Genomic DNA, 19,279 nt, shown 5'->3' with positions numbered 1-19,279 from the left:
CTCACCTTCTGCCTTCTGCGCTATTACTCGCCAGCGATCTCGTCGATCACTTCAGCGTTCTCATCGTATCGTGCTTGTTCCATTCCGACATATCCGACTTCTTCTGAAAGGGCTGCTGCATTTTCATTCAAGAAGCGCGTGTAGTCAGCGACTTGCGGCTTATCTTTCAACGACGCGTTGTTCACGTATGTGTAGATTTCACGTGAGAGCGGGTATGAAAGATCATTGATTGTGTCAGTCGTCGGTTCAATGCCTTCGACGTTCAATGCGCGAAGCGTATCTTTGTTTTCAATGTAATACGCATATCCGAAGAATCCGATCGCACCTTTCGTACCGGCGACACCTGTTACGAGGACGTTATCGTCTTCTGACAATTGTGCGTCTTCGCGGATGTCTGTATCTTCAAGGACTGCTTCGTTGAAGAAGTCATACGTTCCTGAATCTTTACCAGGTGAGAAGAATGAGATTTCTTCATCCGGCCAGTCTGAACGGACGTCCTTCCATGTCTTCACGTTCGGATCAGTCCACATTTTGTTGAGCTCATCAATTGTGATGTCTTGTGCCCAATCGTTCTCTGGGTTGACGACGAGCGAGAGACCGTCAAGCGCTACAGCGAGTTGTGTGTACTCAACGCCATTCTTCTCGGCTTCAGCCGCTTCTTCTTCTTTGATTTCACGTGATGCGTTCGAGAAGTCTGTCTCACCAGTGACGAAACGTTTGAATCCGCCACCTGTACCTGAAACCCCGACCGTCACTTCAACGTCTGGCTGTTCAGCTGAGTATTCTTCCGCTACAGCTTCCATGATTGGGAATACGGTAGACGAACCATCCATGACGACTTTACCTGAAAGTCCTTCACCTTCGGCTGCGCCGTTTCCTTCTTCATTGTTTCCACACGCGGCACCGATGATGGCCACCGAAGTGAGTGAAGCGACTAAAGCTGATTTTTTCATCCAAGACATTTCTGACGTCCTCCTTGAGTTTGCTTTGATTTGTGTTGTAGCTTCCTTGCTCTGTCCTACAATTAACATCCTAATAAACTACTATTAACGCGAAATAAACGGAACGTAAAAGAATTGTAAAGACAAAAAAAGAAGCCACCGAAGTGACTTCTTTACTGGAGCTGTGCTTGGACGTCTTCTAAATCAAAGTACGCCTTCATGATGTCGTGCGCGACACGGGTGTTGATCCCTTCCGCCTCGAGGCCTGGCATGATGATGGCCCAAGCGATTTCCGGGTCATCATACGGCGCCCAGCCGACGTGGTTCGAGTTGAGTGTCTTGATCGGTTCCCCGTTCGCGTTTCGCTTCGCTTGACCATCCGGCCCTTCTGCGATCGCTTGAGCGGTACCGGTCTTACCGGCCGCCGTGATTCCTGTCTGTTGCAGGATACGAGACGTTCCGCTCTCGACCCCTTGTCGGAAGCCTTGGCGCGCCCGTTGAATGAATTCATCACGGATGTCGACTTTATTGAGCGCATTCGGTTGGAACGTGCTGACGACTTGCTTGTTCGACTCGTCGAGCGAACCCGGTTCGATGATTTCTTTCAATAGGTGCGGTTGAATCCGGTATCCACCGTTCGCGAGCGTCGACGTATACTGCGCCAATTGAATCGGCGTGTACGAGATGAACTGACCGATCGACATGTCCATGAGGAGCGTGACACGGTCCGGTACACTACGGAATCCGATTGATTCATACGGGAGGTCGATCCCTGTCTCGATGCCAAGCCCAAACTGTTTGTAGTAATGTTCCATCGTATTGAACGCCTCGGTCACGTTGTCGCCGACGATTTGGCCGGTCGAGTAATAATCGGCGAGCCGGAGGGCAATTTGGAACATATAAATGTTCGATGACAAAGCGAGGGCATCCAGGTCGTTGATGTTCCCCATGTTTCGGTACGACGACTTGAGCGACGAGCCGATGCGAATCGGCGTGTCATAAATGTATTCACCCGGTTGGATGACTTCTTCTTCAAGGCCGAACGCGACCGTCGCTCCCTTGATCGTCGAGCCGATTTGACTCGCTCGCAGGACCGTCCCGGTCGAGACATCTTTGAATTCGTTCGTTTCATAGTCGAGCTCTTGTCCCGATAGGGCGAGCAATTCACCCGTCTGTGGGTTCATGACGACGGCGAAAGCACGGTCAAAGTGCGGGCTTCCCGAACGGCCGGCTCGAATCGCTTTCTTCAAAATCTCATCGATTTCTTTTTGGAACTCGATGTCCGTCGACAAGATGATATCTTTCCCTGGGTTCCCACTGACACGAGTCGGTTCTCCGACCGGCTCTCCTTTATACGTCGTGAAGACGTCATAGGCCGGGGTTCCGCGTAGCACGTCCTCATACTGCTGTTCGAGATAAGATGTGCCGACGCGGTCATTCAAACCATAGCCTTTCGCTTGATATGAGGCGCGTTGCTCGGCCGGGATTTGACGATAACTTCCGAGGAAACTTTGGAACGTCTCACCGAACGGATAATCCCGCTGATAATACGGTTCGACGCTGACGCCAGGGAGCAGTTCCAAGTTTTCTTCAATCAGCGCCATCTCTTTCGGAGATGCCCCGATTTTGATGACTTGCGGGTCGAGGGCGTAACCCGACTCCATGTTATGTTTGATGGCGATGATTTCCTCGGTCGCATCATCGAACGTGATTTCCGCTTCTGTGATGGAATCGAGCAGCAATTGGTCGACGTCTTGGTTCGACAAGGCGGCCCGCTCTTCTTCCGGGAGATCGGCCAATAGCTTTTGGACGCGTTCTTGCGAGCGCTCAGGATCGATGGCGATCCAATAATCCTTGCGGTCCCGCTCCGTCACTTTGCGGTCTTTCTCTGGGACGTCGACGATGTCAGCGAGCTTGATGGCGACATCGAGCCGCTCTTCCGTCTTTGTCACTTGCGAACGACGGTACATGACCGAATAGTTCGAGATGGTATCGGCGAGCACTTGCCCGTTTCGGTCGTAAATCTTGCCACGCGGCACCTCGTATTTGATTTTACTCGATTCCGTCTTTTGCACTTCACGGGCGATCAACTCGCCGTTGACGATTTGAACGACGCCTAAACGAAAAATGAGCGTCGCGAACAAGATGAACACGATGAAAAACAATAAGTTCAATCGCAAGGGCAAGTGGTTGCGCCGTTTCTTCGGCACTTTCACACGGTGTCTGGCCAATTCAGTTGTCTCCTTCCTGACTCGTTCCTTCTATAAGTATAGGTGACATATATGTCGATGATGTTTCTATTTTTAGACTCGATTTTCACTATATCATAATTTGTTTACAAATTAATGAAATGTAGAAAAAATCCCGAGATTCAATAGAATCCCGGGACAGTGTCATTATTTTGCGTCTGCGTAGAGCTTCGCGACGTAATCCCAGTCGATGACATGGAAGAACGCTTGGATGTAATCCGGACGACGGTTTTGGTAGTTCAAGTAGTACGCATGCTCCCAAACGTCAAGACCGAGGATTGGCTGAACGCCTTCCATGATCGGTGAATCTTGGTTTGGTGTCGATGTGACTTCGAGTTTACCATTTTTCACGACGAGCCAAGCCCAACCAGAGCCGAAGCGAGTTGTTGCTGCTTTCGTGAACTCCTCTTTGAAGGCATCAAAGCTACCGAACGCCTCATCGATGGCAGAAGCGAGTTCGCCTGTCGGTGCGCCGTTCTCGTTTTTCTTCAACAATTTCCAGAAGAATGAGTGGTTCCAGTGACCGCCACCGTTGTTGCGAACAGCTGTCTGAATGTCAGCAGGAAGCGAATCGATTTTTTGGAGCAAGTCTTCGAGCGAAGAGTATTCCACATCTTTTCCTTCGAGTGCATTGTTCACGTTCGTGACGTAAGTGTTGTGGTGTTTCGTGTGGTGGATTTCCATCGTGCGTGCGTCAATGTGTGGTTCAAGTGCATCGTATGCGTAATCAAGTTGTGGTAATTCAAATTTAGCCATAACTAAAATCCCCCTTAAAATTGGTTTGAACAACGTTCGTTTTAAATGTAACAGATTTGTGACGGCTGACTCAATTGTAATGCCTCACTCGACGTCTTGTTCCGGCAACGCCCATACGGAAATCGACCCTGCCGCCACTTTAAATACCCCTTTTCCGTCTTCGTCAATCTCGACGACCTCATCGACGGTCTGCGTCAAATCGACCCATTTCTCACCGGCTCGTTGTTCGCCGACGAACATCTGCTTCTCAGCTGCTTCGCTGTTCGAAATCACAACAGCACATCCTGAGCGCTCGATCTCTTCACTGCCGTGACGGACCCAGCCGATGACGTGCTCGTCATCGAAGTAGTCATCTTGCTGGCCGTATGCCTTTTCACGACGGGCATAAAGAAGCGGATCGATCGCCGGTTTTTTCCCTTCGGCCGGATGCGGACCGTTGATCCCGTAATAGTCACCGTAGAACACACACGGATAACCGTCTTGGCGAAGCAAGATCAACCCGTAAGCAATCTGTTTGAACCAATCCTCGACCCATGACTCGAGCGCCTCTTCTGGCTGTGAATCGTGGTTGTCGACGAACGTCACCGAATGGAGCGGGTGGGACTGGACGAGCGTGTCGTCAAAGATGGTCCGCATATCGAACGATTCTCCTTCGGTCGAGGCGCGTTGCAAGTTGTAATGGAGCGGCACGTCGAATAAGTCGACATGATAGTCAATGTTGTCGAGGAACTCACGGCATGCCTCGAGCTCTGACTTCCAAAACTCACCGACCAAATAGAAGTTCTCACCTTTTTCAGCTTTCATCGTCTGACTGAACTCTTTGACGAAATCATAGTTGATGTGTTTAATCGCGTCGAGTCGGAACCCGTCACACTTCGTCTCTTCGATAAACCATTTGCCCCAGCTGAGTACTTCTTCCTTCACTTCTGGGTGATGATAGTCGATATTGGCGAACATCAAATAGTCATAGACACCAAACTCGTCGTCGACGTTATCGTTCCACTTCTTATTCTCACCCATGATGAAGAAGATGCCGCTCTTGTCGTTCGCAGCGTCATAATCCGTCCCGTTGAAATGATGGAAGTTCCATTTAAATGAAGAATATTTATCTTTGCGGCCTTCAAAATCGAATTTCGTCCATCCTTCGATCTCGAACGGTTCTTCTGAAAGTACGTTCGTACGGTCCTCCGGGTCGACCTCGAGCACATCGAACTTCTCGGTCGCATCGGCACCGGCTTTATGGTTCAAGACGACATCCATATAAATCTGCATGCCGAGCTCTTGCGCGTGTTTTGTCGCCTCGAGCAGTTCTTGTTTCGTCCCGTATTTAGTCGCGACGGTTCCTTTTTGGTCAAACTCTCCTAAATCATACAAATCGTACACGCCATATCCCGTATCCTCGTCGCTCTGGCCTTTCGTGACCGGCGGCAACCATAATGCGGTGATTCCAGCTTCATTCAACTCGGAAGCCCGTTCTTTCAATCGCTTCCAATGCTTCTGGTCAGCCGGGACGTGCCATTCAAAAAATTGCATCATCGTATGATTTCGTTCCATCTCGCTTCGCCTCATTTCATATTTTTCAAAAAACAAAATGCTAACGGATATTTACCCAGGACTTCGGATTTGAAAACTAAAAATGAAAACAAAAAAACAGCTTTCATCTGAAAGCTGTTCACAAATGGACCCTGTAGGACTTGAACCTACGACCGGACGGTTATGAGCCGTCTGCTCTAACCAGCTGAGCTAAGGGTCCTAATTGGTAGCGGCGGAGGGAGTCGAACCCACGACCTCACGGGTATGAACCGTACGCTCTAGCCAGCTGAGCTACACCGCCACGTTGTTATACAGTAATAATATACTGAATGAAGTCCCCACTGTCAATCAAAAGTCACATCTAACCAAAAAGTCCCTCTGGCTCAACCGAGCCAGAGGGACCGTTTGATTAAACGATTCCTTCGTTTGCATCTTCAAGCGTGATTTCTGTGATGTTCATCGCGTGGTCACCGATGCGCTCCAAGTTCGAGAGCATATCGACGAAGAACATCCCGGCTTGGCCGTCGCACTCGCCTGTGTTCAAGCGGACGACGTGATTTTTACGGAATTGACGTTCAAGCATGTCGAGTTTCGCTTCCATCTCGATGACTTGACGAGCTTCGACCATGTCGCCGCTCGCAAGCGTTTGAAGCGACTTCTCAAGCGTGGAACGAGTCAAATCGTACATCTCCGTCAACTCTTTTTGAGCGTCGGCCGAGAGATTGACGCGCGTTGCCGTCTTATAGTCGATCAACTCGATGATGTTCTCGACGTGATCACCGATGCGTTCAATATCATTGATTGCATGCATGAGTGTCTTGTGTTCTTGTGATTCTTGTTCTGTCAAATCGACAGCGGCAAGCTTCACGAGGTAATCCGTGATTTTTGAGTTGAGTGAGTTGAGCGCGTCTTCGATGTGCGCCGACTTCTCAGCATGTTTCTTATCACCAGTTGCCATATATTTGCGTGCTTCATCGAGACCAAGTTTTGCGAAATCGCCCATGCGGATGACTTCATATTTAGCTTGCTCGACAGCAATCGATGGCGACTGTTGGATGAAGATTGGATCCAAGTGCTGTGCTTTCGTATCGACGATTGAATCTTCCCCTGGTACGAATTTCGTCACGATCCATGCGATCGTTCCGATGAACCAGAACTGGATGAACGTGTTGACGACGTTGAACGTCCCGTGAGCGAAAGCGATTTGCATCTTGTCTTCGATTGCTAAGAGATCTGTGACCCAGTAGATATACTGCGTGAACGGAATCAACAAGATCATGAAAATTGTTGTTCCAATCAAGTTAAAGATAACGTGCGCTGCTGCTGCACGACGGGCCGCGACCGAAGCACCAATCGAAGCAAGAATCGCCGTGATTGTCGTACCGATGTTATCCCCGAACAAGACCGGGAGTGCCGCGTCGAGTTGAATCGATCCACCAGAGTACAATTCTTGCAAGATTCCGATCGTCGCTGATGATGATTGGACGATGACCGTGAAGACCGTACCGACGACGACACCGAGGAACGGGTTGTCACTCATCGATTGCGTCAAGTCGATGAAGTATTCGCTCGAACGGAGCGGCTTCATCCCGCTGCCCATGAGTTCAAGACCGTAGAACAGCATCCCGAACCCGAAGAAGATTTGACCTAAGTGTTGCAACTTCTCTTTTTTAAAGAAGAACAGGAGAATCGCACCGATAGCGATAATCGGCAATGCATAGGCGCCGACGTCGAAACCGATGATGAACGCCGTCACCGTCGTTCCGATGTTCGCTCCCATGATGACCCCGATTGCTTGACGGAGTGTCATGAAGCCGGCACTGACAAGACCGACCGTGATGACCGTCGTACCTGACGATGATTGAATTAAGACCGTTACAATGATCCCGGCTAGTACTCCGAGGAACGGATTCGATGTATACTTATCAAGGATGTCGCGCAGGCGGTTACCTGCTGACTTTTGGAGGCCGTCTCCCATCGATTTGATACCGAAGAGGAAGATCCCTAATCCTCCAAAAAACATGAATAACATTTCTTGCAAATTGTATTCCACGATTTTTGTACTCCTTTTGATTGTGAATTAGTTGTGTTTGCTTGGTTTTTATTGCCCTACTCATTATGCCCGCATCACCCATTCGATGTAAACAGCTTTAATGTTAAGGTTTTATTAAACCACTGTATGATTTATGTTTGTTTTACTAGATTTGTACTATAACAGATTGGAGTTAGATTTTATGCTCAAAACGACGTCACAGTTTCTCCGCCACAGCCTCTTCCCGTCCAAGCAGGCGTTACGGTTACGCCTCGCCCCACTCCACGCCTATATGTTGGCGAGTCTCGTCTTGACGGTTGTGGTCACGTTGCTCGATTACATCGTATTACAGCCCGATTTCTTTTGGCCGATGTGGATATTTTTACATGGCTTCGCCATCTTCTTCTTCTATATGGGGTTCGTCGCGCTCAGTGCCCTCCTCGTCCAACTCGCCACGAAATGGCGCACGAAGAAAACGTGGCCGTATCGCCAGGCTTGGCCGTACGCAGTCGCGATGACGATGATTCCAGTCCTCCTCCTGGTTATTTTGTACCATGCCGCGCCTCCATTGACTTGGCTCGGAGTTGTCTTATCCCTCGTCTATTTGATTGTTCCGTTGCGTCATATCCCCGTCAAATCGAAGTCATCAAAAAAGCCGGACAACGCACGTTTGCGTTGAACCGGCTTTCTATCGTTATAACGTCGGTGCCAAATCAGATAATACGGTTTGAAGCCGTTTACTTTGTTTGCCTAAGTCGACCCCTGCGCCTTGTAACGTCTGTTGTACGTCCGACCAACCCTCGACGCCTTCATATAATTCGTCTAATTTGCGTTCGAGTGCCACGCCGACTTCTTTTAATTGCTCATTTGCTTCCGCCATATGTAGTAATTGATGTCCGGTGGCAGTTGTTTGCTCGGTGATGGATTGGAACTGCGTCATTTGTCTTCTCATTTCCTGGTCAATGGTTTCAATCCCGCCTTCAACCCGGCGCAACGTCTCGCCTAAATAAAAGATATCTTCTTCGAAGCGTTTCATCTCCTTGAAAATCTCGTCCCGTTCCAATCGAATGGCTTCGATGGCAGCCACGGCCGACAGTGTCGACTCATTCGTGATCTTCGCCAACTGGCCGACTTCATGGGCGACGACGGAAAATCCTTTGCCGTGTTCTCCAGCCCGTGCCGCTTCAATCGAGGCATTGAGTGCCAACATCTTCGTCGCAGCCGCGACAGACAAAATCTTCTGAAGTGCGTCATCCGCCTGTTCAGACGTCGCTTCACTTTCTAGCAATCGGTTCTGAACCGCACTCGCTTTTCTTGCGAATCGCTCGCTGGCTCCTTTGACAGTCGAGAATGATTCAATCTCTGTCTTAATCGTCTGTTTCAACGCCTCGGCCCGCTGATCAACCGAACCGATCTCTTGTTCGAGCGAACGGACGTGTCCCGCCAAATCTGTAAAACGATGCGTCGATTCGTTCGTGAACGACTGATAAGACTGACTCGTCGACGCGACGGTCGCGGCAACTTGTTTGAACCCCGTCACTTGCTCTTGATTCGCTTCAAGTTGTCGCATAAAGACAGGTAGACTCGATTCAAAAGCGGTCGACGTCTCGAGCATCGTCAACAACGAACGTTTCCATAGTCCGATAAACGTGTTGTACTCTCGTTCCAAACTTCGCATTTCAAACGATTTTGCGTGAAGTTCAACCTCTGAAAACGAACGCGTGGCGACTGATTCGCGAAGCCGGACCGCAAATGCCGTCAACGGCTTGATTTCACGCCGAATCATGAACGAGAATAAGCCAATCATCATAACGAGCATGACCGTGATTGCGACGAAAACAAGTTCTCTTAAATTCCACATCGTGCCGAGCACCGACTGTTTCATGACGACAATCGCATAATGGGCTTTCAACTCGGGAATCGGTGCCGTAACGATAAACACGTCTTTTTGTTCGCTGACACTCACATCGTTCGCCATGCTGTCATCCAGACGGTTCATAAAACGGTCCTCGACTTGTCGACCGCTCAATTGCTCGACTTGTGTGTCGCGCAATAAATATTGACTCGCTTCTAAACCATCCTCCGATAAAATGGAAGCTTGTTGCATATACATCGACTTCAACGCCCGGTTCAGCACTTTCTCATTCGCAACGTACGCCCCATACGTCGCCTTGACCGTTTCGCGGACGACGGTCGCTTCACGATGTAGCCGTTTCTCAACCTCGCTCGTCAACAACTGCTCCGCTTTCAAAGCGAACCAGCCGAACACGGTTAAAAACAGGACGAGCATGACCGGCATCAACGTCCATAGCAAGCGATGGCTCATCGTCTTCTCCGCCTGTCGCTTCCTACCCCATATTTGTTTCAATCGTTCCAACATGATACATTCCACCTTTTCAGACGTCATTTCTTTGAATATATCGGTCCTGAGACGGTGGAAAATTATGAAGCATCTGTTAAGATAACGTTAGCGTTTTGTAAGAGCACACCGATCAAGCGCTTGCCGGGTGCTTTTTCACAAACATTTCGTTATGATAATAAGGAAACCACTCATCTGAAATCGATTGGAACCTTTCCAAAAGAAGGAGATTACGTATATGTCAGAAATTTTGCATCGTTCATTAACCCGTCCGATCCGTGTCGGCAACCTCATCATCGGTGGATCCAATGAAGTCGTCATCCAGTCGATGACGACAACAAAAACTCATGACGTCGAAGCAACCGTCGCTGAGATTTTACGTCTCGAAGAAGCGGGTTGCCAAGTCGTACGCGTCGCTTGTCCTGACGAGCGTGCGGCTGACGCCCTCGCTGAAATCAAGAGCCGCATCAACATCCCGCTCGTCGTCGATATTCACTTTGACTACAAATTGGCGCTCAAAGCCATCGAGAGCGGTGTCGATAAGATCCGCATCAACCCGGGTAACATCGGCCGCCGCGAGAAAGTCGAAGCGGTCGTCAACGCTGCTAAAGCAAAAGGCATCCCGATTCGCATCGGTGTCAACGCCGGCTCACTCGAAAAGCAGTTCCTTGAAAAGTACGGTTATCCGACGGCTCAAGGAATGGTCGAGAGTGCCATGCATCACGTTAAAATCTTAGAAGACCTCGGCTTCTATAACACGATCATCTCGCTTAAGGCATCTGACGTAAACCTCGCCCTCGAAGCATATACGCTCGCAGCCAAGACGTTCGATTACCCGCTCCACGTCGGAATCACGGAATCAGGCCCGCTCTTCTCGGGATCACTCAAGTCTGCTGCCGGCCTCGGGGCAATCCTTTCGCTCGGTATCGGTTCGACGGTCCGTGTCTCACTATCTGACGACCCGGTCGAAGAAATCAAAGTCGCCAAAGAAGTGCTCAAATCGTTCGGTCTCGCGGCTAACGCAGCGACACTCATCTCATGCCCAACATGTGGACGCATTGAGATCGACTTGATTTCGATCGCCAAAGAAGTCGAGGAGTATATCCAAAACATCAACGTCAACATTAAAGTTGCCGTTCTCGGCTGTGCAGTAAACGGACCAGGGGAAGCCCGTGAAGCTGATATCGGGATCGCCGGCGCCCGCAACGAAGGCCTTCTCTTCCGTCACGGGAAAATCATCCGGAAAGTACCCGAAGCCACGATGGTCGAAGAATTGAAAAAAGAAATCGACGCCATCGTCGCTGAAAAATTGGCCGCACGTGAACTCGAAGAGCAAGAGCTCGCCAACCAATCTAACTAATCCTTTGCCCGCTCGGTTGCAACCGAGCGGGCTTTTGGTACAATAAGGGTTATGAGCAAGGAGGGACGAATATGCACATTGGAATTGACCTCGACGGAACCGTCACGGATCCGCAAAGTTGTTTTCATTATATGAACGATGCGCTCGGATACGCCATCGATTATCATCAGGCGACCGAATACGAGCTGCATACTTATACAGATATGACACAAGAAGCGTTTTGGCGCTTCATGATTGAACAAGGTCATGAGGAAGCGATTTATCGTCGCTCACTTCCGCATTCCGAAGTGAACGCCGTCTTATGGAATATGCGCAAGTCGCACCGCCTCCATTACGTCACGGCTCGGAGCGAGGCCGTGCGCGCCGTCACCGAGGAGTGGATTCGACAGCATGAACTCCCACTCGACTCCCTCATCATGACGGGGAGTCATGACAAGGTCGGTGTCGTCAAACAGCTCGACCTCGACTTGTTTATGGAAGACCGCTATGAGAACGCGATCTCCATCCATGAACAGACGTCGATTCCGGTGCTGTTGTTCGACGCCCCGTATAATCGTAAGCCGTTGCCGGCCGGCGTAAAACGGATCTCCACGTGGAGCGAGGCCCAACACATCGTGCGTCACATCGAGACGACGAATTCGATCACCATCTAAACTAAAAAAGAGGAATCCCGAGTGGGTTCCTCTTTTTTAGATGCGTCCGATCGCTTCGATGACATCGGTCGCGAGCACGCTCGCCGGATGAACCTGTTCGCTCGCCTTTCTCGCCGCGAGCGCATGCCAGAGAACCGCTTGCTCATTCGGGGACTTGTCGGTTTGTAAGCGGTCCGTTCTCGCCCATAACGCGAGCAACATCCCCGTCAACACGTCCCCACTCCCACCTTTCGCGAGCGCTGAGGCCTCGACCGTATTGACCGCCCCGCTCCCATCAGGATTGACGATGAGGGTAAACGTTCCTTTCAAGATGAGATGGACCCCGTGCGTCATCGCAAATTCTGAGGCGACCTGAAATCGATTCGCTTCGATCTCGTCGACTGATTTATCGATCAAGCGCGCCAGTTCACCCGGATGCGGAGTCAGTGTGAGCGGGCCAGATGCCTCGAGACGCTCTTTCGTCAGCGCTCCGGCATCGACGATGAGCGGCGCGCTCACATTGCTGATGAGTGGCCACAATCGCTCGAGACGCTCGTCATCGATGAGGCCAGGACCGATCGCCGTGGCAGCGTAGTCCTTGTCCGGCAACTTGTCGATGTCGTAATACATTGCCTCCGGCAAACTCGAGGCGAGCGCGAGCGCCTCATGCGGGATGGCCAAATCGAGCAGACCGACTCCCGTCCGGAGCGCCGACCGTGCCGCCAAGAACGGGGCGCCGATCAAATGACGACTTCCGCCGATCAAGCGACCGTGGCCATACGTATTTTTATGACTATAGGAATCCCGTTCGAGTAGGTTGCGGTCAAAGTCTGATCCGGTCAGCACGCGCCATCTTGACGTATGCGGCAGTCCGATCTCAACGACCTCGACCTTACCGTAATACGGCGCGGTCCGTTTTAAAAACGCGCTTCGCTTATAGCCATGGAGGGAGAAAGTGACTTCTGCCTCGACCGCGTGACCGTCAAACGTCAGTGCGTCGTCACTCGGGACACCGGACGGGACATCGATTGCCACGACGGGGGCTTGTTGCTCGCGTATCCATGTGATCACGTCACGTGCCTTACCCGTGACCGGACCATGGAAGCCGACTCCGAACAACGCATCGATGACGTGATCGGCGTCTCGCGGCTCATCGCTGACCGTGACAAACTGTCGCGCGTACTGTGCATGCCTGCTGCCTTCTGTCGATTTCGGTTCACCGAACGGGGCATAGACAGTGACGGCATGACCTCGTTGCGCCAATTCGCGCGCCACAACCCAACCGTCTCCCCCATTGTTGCCCGCTCCACAGACGACGAGGATGGACGCTCTCGACTTGAAGATAAGACGTGCCGCCAAGGCCGAGGCCGCCCGCTCCATCAAGACGTCAGCCGGCATGCCATGTCGGAGCGCCGTCTCATCGGCCTGCTTGATTTCAGCTGCCGTATAAATCATTCCGACTCCCCCTCTCGTGATTCGACAAAAAAGGGATTGAATGAACAATCCCTTTTGATCACTTACATTGTTTACAATACCCATAAATCTCGAATTTATGATCGACGACTTCAAAATCAGGGTCGAGCGTCTCGACGTAACGCATCGGACAGAGCTCGAGCAACTTCGTCTTGCCACAACCGCGACAAATGAGATGGTGATGGTGGTGATTCGATCCGCAGGTGACACGGAACGCTTTTTCCCCGTTCAACTCGGTCGCCTCGAGCAGACCTTCTTCGGCGAACGATTTCAAGTTGCGGTACACCGTGTCAAAACTCATCGTCGGATGCTTTGAGCGCATATAATCGAGGACGTCTTTCGCACTGACATAGCGTTCTTCCGCTGCGAGAAAGGCAAACATCTCGATCCGTTTCGGCGTCACTTTGAGCGACGAGGACTGCAAGCGGGCCAACTGTTCAGTTTCCTTCATAGCGAACCTCCTTTTTCCGGGCGATCCCGAATCGCTCGGCCAACATGACGACGGCCAAAATCAAGACGGCGAGCAAAACGATGACACCGCCTGGGGCGACATCAAGTTCATAGGCGAGCACGAGCCCACCGATTGTCGCAACCTCACCGAAGACGATCGACCAAAGAATCGTCTGTTTAAAGCTGTTTGTGAACCGGAGTGCAGCCGCGACCGGCAGCGTAATGAGACTCGATACGAGAAGCGTACCGACGATGCGCATGCTGACGGCGATGACGAGTGCGACGACGAACATGAACAACACATGCAACATCGTGCTCGGCAAACCGGACACTTTGGCTTGTTCCTCATCGAACGACAAGAACAACAGCTGTTTATAAAACATGACGATGACGAGCAAGGTGATACCGGCCACCGCCAAAATCAACCAAATATCCGACAGACTGACCGCAGAAATCGATCCGAACAACAGCGTCGATAAATCAATTGAAAATCCACGCGATAGCGAGATGAAGATGGCACTAAGCCCCATCCCTGCCGACATCATGATGGGAATCGACAACTCTTGGAAGTGCACATATTTCCCGCGAAGCCAGTTCAGCCCGAGTGCTGCGAGGACGGATACGAGCGTCCCGAGGTAAAGCGGATTCAACTCGTTGAACAGTAAAACGTACTGTCCGAGAAATAGACTGAACGATATTCCGGCAAGCGTCATGTGGGATAGCGCATCGGCAATCAGGCTCATCCGTCTGACAACGACAAATGAGCCGATGAGCGGTGCGGTGAACCCGATGACGACGGCTGCGATGAACGCATAACGTAAAAAGCTGTACGTAAACAGATCCGCAATCATGACGTACCTTCATGGACGAGCACTTTGACCGGATATGGCTTGATCGCGGTCAATTCGCCGAGTTCACTATATTCTTTCAATCCACAGTTGCACGCCATCCGTCCGTGGTCGAGATGGACGACTTTCGTGACGAGGTCGGTGACGACGTTCAAGTCATGGGTGACCAGAATGAACGTACATGTCGTATGTTCACGCAACAGATGAAGCACTTCGTAGAAGTCGCGCAAATGCTTCTGGTCGACGCCGACCGTCGGCTCATCCAAGATCAGCAGGTCCGGCTGATTGACGATGGCCCGGGCGATAAAGACGCGCTGTTGTTGCCCACCAGACAAGCTACCGATCTTCCGATGCCGGAACTGCCACATGTTGACTGTCTCAAGGGCGTTTTGAATGGCCGCCTTATCCTCGATGTTCAAACGCTTGAACAAACCGAGCCGTCCATAGCGGCCCATGGCAACGACTTCCTCGACCGTCACCGGAAAACCCGAGTTAAACGATGCCGCTTTTTGGGAAACGTAACTGATACGGGACTTGTCTTTGAACTGGCCTTGAGGGCGTCCAAACAGTTCCACTGTCCCGGTTTGTGGGGATAACAGTCCGAGAATCGTTCGAATCAATGTCGATTTCCCGGATCCGTTCTCCCCGACGACAGCAACGAAGTCGCCTTGTTTGATATCGATGGACACGTCCTGTAGCGCGGCGGTCCCATCGTAGTGATAGGAAACATGATTTAATTTTACGACGGATGTCGTCATAAGCTACCCTTCTCTCGTGTTATAAATCGTAATCATTTCTACTTGCTTGGCGTCTGTATTATACAGAATATCAGGCGAGGCTTCAAGTATGAGGCGATGAGAGAGGATGGTCGGTCCGTCCGTATGAAATGCATATGTCTTTTCAGGATCTTCGTTGTACACTAGAGATAACGCAGAGGGGGTTTTTCCGTGGAGAAAAAGCTAGCAGTCATCGATATCGGATCGAACTCGATTCGAAACGTCATCTTTGAAGTGAACGGGCACGGCCAATATTTCGAACGGCTGAACGTAAAAGAAGTGGCCCGGTTATCGAGTCATATTACCGACGACAATGAACTGTCCGATTCCGGCATCGAGGCGCTCATCGAGACGCTCAACCATTTCCGCTGGTTGAACGATCATCATGGAGTGAAAGAAGTACTGCCGGTCGCGACAGCCGCCATCCGTAACGCCAGCAATTCTGAAGCCATCTTAGAGGAAGTGCGACAGGCGACAGGGATGGAGATTCGACTGTTGAGCGATTATGAAGAAGCCTTTTACGGCTATTCAGCCATCGTCAATTCGACGTATATCGAGGATGGCTATTCGGTCGACATCGGCGGCGGTTCGATGGAAGTGACGTACTTCAAAGACCGTGAACTCGTCTTCTATCACAGTTTTCCATTCGGCGCCGTCACGTTGACCGAAGACTTCATGAAAGGTGACACGCTCTCAAAAGACGAGCGCAAGCAACTGACGTCGTTTTTGAAGAAGTCGTTCAAAGACATCGACTGGCTCGTGCCGCATGGCATTCCGCTCGTCGGAGTCGGAGGGACCGCTCGAAACCTCGTCCGGGTCGAACAGTCGCTATCGTTGTTCCCGCTCGAAGGCATCCATCAATACACGATCGGAGCCGACCGCTTGCATGAAGTCGTCGATGAGCTCATCGATATGTCGAGTAAACAGTTGGGCCGGCTTGACGGGTTGTCGAAAGACCGAATCGATATCATCGCCCCGGCTGTGACCGCCATCGATGAACTGGCGAAATATTTGAAAGTGCCCGAGTTCATGATGAGCAACAACGGGTTGCGCGAGGGCTTATTCTACGAATATTACTTAAAAGAAAACAACCGTGTCCGCTTCGGCGACGTCAAAGAGGAAAGTTTCCGTCACTTCGAGAAACAGTATGACGTCGACCCAATCCGGCACAAACATTTGATTCACTTGGCCCGTCAAATTTATACTGGCCTGATTGAGACAAAGACGATCAAACCGAAACCGTTCGAACCCGGCCTGTTAGAAGGGGCCTGTCGCCTCGCCTACGTCGGGGAATACATCGACCATAACAACAAGAGTGACCACACGTTCCACTTGATCACGACGAACGACTTTAAAGGGATGAACAATGAGGACCGGCTCGCACTCGCCTTGGTGACGTCATATAAATCGCGCCGCCTGCTCGAACAACACATCGAGGGCTTCCCGGAATGGTTCGACTCGAAGATGTTGAAGAGCTTAGAGCTGCTCGGCTCGATCGTCAAACTCGTCGATGCGCTCGACTTGACCGAACGTCAAGTCGTCGAGGACATCGACGTCTCTTCGACGGACGAGGGACTCGTCTTCACGCTTCATACGCACAGCTCGCCGCGTTTTGAAGTCCAGCGCGGCATCCGTCATAAAAAACATTTGGAACGTGCCATCGACCAAACGATCGAGTTACGTGTAGAGGAGAGAGATTCATGACCATCTACTTACCCGAACATTTCAATAACCGCGAGCTCAGTTGGCTGAGCTTCAACGAACGCGTCCTCCAAGAAGCGATGGACGAACGCAACCCGCTCATGGAACGGTTGAAGTTTCTCGGCATCTTCAGTTCGAACCTCGACGAGTTTTACATGGTCCGTTTCGGCGGATTGAAAGATGAAGTGCTCGCCGGCTTCAACCGTCCGGAAGACAAGGCCGGATTGACACCGAAACAGCAAATCAAAGCCATCTCCATCAAAGCTCAGGAACTCGTGGAGGTCCAGTACGCGACATATAAGAAAATCGTCAAACAGCTCGCCTCGGAGAACGTCCGCTTCTTACGGCCGAAACATTTGAACAAAGAACAGCTCGACTTCGTCAAGTTATACTTCCGGACCCACGTCTTCCCGGTGTTGACGCCGATTGCCGTCGACGCTTATCGACCGTTCCCGATGCTGTTGTCCAAATCACTCAATATCGCCGTCGAGATTGCCTCGACCGATGAAGGCAAAAAACGGCTCGCCCTCGTCCAGGTACCTGCCGTGTTGCCGCGTTATCTCGAATTGCCGACAGAGGACGAGGACCATACCGATTTGATGTTGCTCGAGGACGTCATCATCCAGTTCATCGACTCGCTGTTCAAAGGTTTTGAAGTCGAGTCGACGATGCCGTTCCGGATCACACGGAACGCGGATATGCCGTTCCATGAGGAAGGAAGCCGCGACGTCCTTAAACAGATTGAAAAAGAGTTGAAGAAACGGCGTTATGGTGTCGCGATACGCCTTGAGGTTCAGCAACGGTCGCTCAGTAAAGAGCTATTGTTCATGCTTCAGGACGTGCTCGACTTGCATGACCGCGACATCTTCCTCGTCGACGGCCCGATCGATTTGACGTTCCTGTTTGGGGTGTATAACAAGATTGGTATCGAATACGATGACATGATCAATGAGACGCTCATCCCGTTCGTCCCAGAAGGACTCGAGCCGGGGAAAGACTTGTTCCAAGCGTTACTCAAACGCGACTATTTGCTCCACCACCCGTACCATTCGTTCGACCCGATCGTCCGCTTCATCGCCCAAGCCGCCAAAGACCCGAACGTGCTCGCCATCAAGCAGACGCTCTATCGTGTCTCTGGTGACTCACCGATTATCAAGGCGTTGACCGACGCCGCCGAGAGCGGGAAACAAGTGACCGTTCTTGTCGAATTGAAGGCCCGGTTCGACGAGGAGAAGAACATCCAATGGGCGAAACAGCTTGAGAAGGCCGGCGCCCACGTCATTTATGGCTATAAGGAGTTGAAGACCCACTCGAAGATCACGCTCGTCGTCCGCATCTTAGAAGGCGGGGTGCTGCAGCGGTTCGTTCATCTCGGTACCGGCAACTATAACGACTCGACCGCCAAACTGTACACAGACATCGGTTTGTTGACGACAAATGAAGAACTCGCCGAAGATGCGACCAACTTCTTCAACTGGCTCTCCGGTTACGGTGAACGCCCGTCATGGCACAAGTTCGAGACGTCACCGGACGACATGCACGACTTCTTCCTTCAAAAGATTGACGAAGAGATTAAACTGCATGAGAAATACGGGAACGGTCGCATCGTCGCCAAGATGAACTCGATCACCGACAAACCAATCATCACAAAACTGTATGACGCCTCACAGGCCGGGGTCAAAATCGATTTGATCATCCGTGGCATCTGTTGTTTACGTCCCGGGATTAAAGGCATCTCGGATAATATCCGCGTCGTGTCCATCATCGACCGGTATTTGGAGCACTCGCGCATCTTCTACTTCTATCAAAACGGGAAAGAAGACTTGTATTGCTCATCGGCCGACTGGATGACGCGCAACATGCGCAAACGGATCGAGATCCTCTTCCCGATTCTTGACGCGGGACACAAGTCATACATCAAAGATATGCTCGCGCTGCAACTCGTCGATAACGTGAAAGCGAGAATCCAGCGTGCTGACGGCAGTTACGTCTATTTGAAACAAGAGGCCGGACAAGAGCGCATCCAATCACAAATCATCATCCATCAATACACGGGCGGACGTTGGAACAACATCCCGAGCGTGTTTGAGCGCGAACCGTCGAACTGGGCCGAACGGGAAGTCCTCCGCTTGCGAGCCGAAAACGAGAAAATGACAGATGACTGATGTT

General features: G+C 51.2%; 15 protein-coding genes and 2 tRNA genes. 5 read left to right on the top strand and 12 right to left on the bottom strand.

What is annotated here, in order from left to right:
- Positions 1-23: 23 nt before the first annotated feature.
- From KNP86_RS05155 to KNP86_RS05125, 7 genes are all read right to left on the bottom strand, one after another.
- Positions 24-962, bottom strand: coding sequence for a PstS family phosphate ABC transporter substrate-binding protein (locus KNP86_RS05155; RefSeq protein WP_214706183.1), 939 nt, complete (start codon positions 960-962; stop codon positions 24-26).
- 152 nt (positions 963-1,114) lie between these two features.
- Positions 1,115-3,172, bottom strand: a complete 2,058-nt coding sequence (locus KNP86_RS05150; protein WP_214753106.1) for a peptidoglycan D,D-transpeptidase FtsI family protein — start codon at positions 3,170-3,172, stop codon at positions 1,115-1,117.
- Positions 3,173-3,337: 165 nt separating this feature from the next.
- Positions 3,338-3,946 carry a superoxide dismutase gene (locus KNP86_RS05145; protein WP_214711426.1) on the bottom strand — a complete coding sequence of 203 codons (609 nt, stop codon included), beginning with the start codon at positions 3,944-3,946 and terminating at the stop codon, positions 3,338-3,340.
- A gap of 84 nt (positions 3,947-4,030) precedes the next feature.
- Positions 4,031-5,500, bottom strand: coding sequence for an alpha-amylase (locus tag KNP86_RS05140; protein ID WP_214753104.1), 1,470 nt, complete (start codon positions 5,498-5,500; stop codon positions 4,031-4,033).
- Positions 5,501-5,625: 125 nt separating this feature from the next.
- A tRNA-Ile gene (locus KNP86_RS05135) sits at positions 5,626-5,699 on the bottom strand.
- A 4-nt stretch (positions 5,700-5,703) separates the two neighbouring features.
- Positions 5,704-5,780, bottom strand: a tRNA-Met gene (locus KNP86_RS05130).
- Between the two features lie 108 nt (positions 5,781-5,888).
- Entirely contained in the window at positions 5,889-7,532 is a 1,644-nt protein-coding gene (locus KNP86_RS05125; protein WP_034778062.1) for a Na/Pi cotransporter family protein, read from the bottom strand.
- 181 nt (positions 7,533-7,713) lie between these two features.
- Between KNP86_RS05125 and KNP86_RS05120 the strand changes: the two genes are divergently transcribed.
- Positions 7,714-8,190: a hypothetical protein gene (locus KNP86_RS05120; RefSeq protein WP_251128400.1), complete on the top strand. Its 477-nt coding sequence runs from the start codon at positions 7,714-7,716 to the stop codon at positions 8,188-8,190.
- Between the two features lie 15 nt (positions 8,191-8,205).
- Here the strand turns inward: KNP86_RS05120 and KNP86_RS05115 are convergent, their stop codons facing one another.
- Positions 8,206-9,891: a methyl-accepting chemotaxis protein gene (locus tag KNP86_RS05115; protein WP_214753102.1), complete on the bottom strand. Its 1,686-nt coding sequence runs from the start codon at positions 9,889-9,891 to the stop codon at positions 8,206-8,208.
- 217 nt (positions 9,892-10,108) lie between these two features.
- Between KNP86_RS05115 and ispG the strand changes: the two genes are divergently transcribed.
- Both ispG and KNP86_RS05105 read left to right on the top strand, forming a co-directional pair.
- Positions 10,109-11,230 carry a flavodoxin-dependent (E)-4-hydroxy-3-methylbut-2-enyl-diphosphate synthase gene (ispG, locus tag KNP86_RS05110; RefSeq protein ID WP_021065716.1) on the top strand — a complete coding sequence of 374 codons (1,122 nt, stop codon included), beginning with the start codon at positions 10,109-10,111 and terminating at the stop codon, positions 11,228-11,230.
- 71 nt (positions 11,231-11,301) lie between these two features.
- Positions 11,302-11,883 (top strand): hypothetical protein, encoded by a 582-nt coding sequence (locus tag KNP86_RS05105; protein WP_251130428.1) that lies wholly within the window; start codon positions 11,302-11,304, stop codon positions 11,881-11,883.
- A 36-nt stretch (positions 11,884-11,919) separates the two neighbouring features.
- On the opposite strand, the gene KNP86_RS05100 is transcribed toward KNP86_RS05105, so the two are convergent.
- From KNP86_RS05100 to KNP86_RS05085, 4 genes are read right to left on the bottom strand one after another with little or no spacing between them, the layout of a single operon-like run.
- Positions 11,920-13,317, bottom strand: a complete 1,398-nt coding sequence (locus KNP86_RS05100; RefSeq protein WP_214753100.1) for an NAD(P)H-hydrate dehydratase — start codon at positions 13,315-13,317, stop codon at positions 11,920-11,922.
- A 58-nt stretch (positions 13,318-13,375) separates the two neighbouring features.
- A complete protein-coding gene (locus KNP86_RS05095) occupies positions 13,376-13,786 on the bottom strand; it encodes a Fur family transcriptional regulator (RefSeq protein ID WP_034778069.1) in 411 nt (136 codons plus the stop codon).
- Positions 13,773-14,636, bottom strand: a complete 864-nt coding sequence (locus KNP86_RS05090) for a metal ABC transporter permease (RefSeq protein WP_034778071.1) — start codon at positions 14,634-14,636, stop codon at positions 13,773-13,775. The genes KNP86_RS05095 and KNP86_RS05090 overlap by 14 nt, the downstream gene beginning before the upstream one ends.
- A complete protein-coding gene (locus KNP86_RS05085) occupies positions 14,633-15,391 on the bottom strand; it encodes a metal ABC transporter ATP-binding protein (RefSeq protein WP_034778073.1) in 759 nt (252 codons plus the stop codon). Before KNP86_RS05085 ends, KNP86_RS05090 begins: the two co-directional genes overlap by 4 nt.
- A 189-nt stretch (positions 15,392-15,580) precedes the next feature.
- Between KNP86_RS05085 and KNP86_RS05080 the strand changes: the two genes are divergently transcribed.
- Together KNP86_RS05080 and KNP86_RS05075 are read left to right on the top strand one after the other, a co-directional pair.
- Entirely contained in the window at positions 15,581-17,113 is a 1,533-nt protein-coding gene (locus KNP86_RS05080) for a Ppx/GppA phosphatase family protein (protein WP_214753098.1), read from the top strand.
- Positions 17,110-19,275, top strand: coding sequence for an RNA degradosome polyphosphate kinase (locus KNP86_RS05075; RefSeq protein ID WP_034778078.1), 2,166 nt, complete (start codon positions 17,110-17,112; stop codon positions 19,273-19,275). Before KNP86_RS05080 ends, KNP86_RS05075 begins: the two co-directional genes overlap by 4 nt.
- Positions 19,276-19,279: the final 4 nt, after the last annotated feature.

The organism is Exiguobacterium sp. s16 (assembly GCF_018618115.1).
GTDB classification, from domain to species: domain Bacteria; phylum Bacillota; class Bacilli; order Exiguobacteriales; family Exiguobacteriaceae; genus Exiguobacterium; species Exiguobacterium mexicanum_A.
The sequence above is the reverse complement of the archived record's forward strand: the minus strand, read 5'-3'. Positions and strand labels throughout refer to the sequence as shown.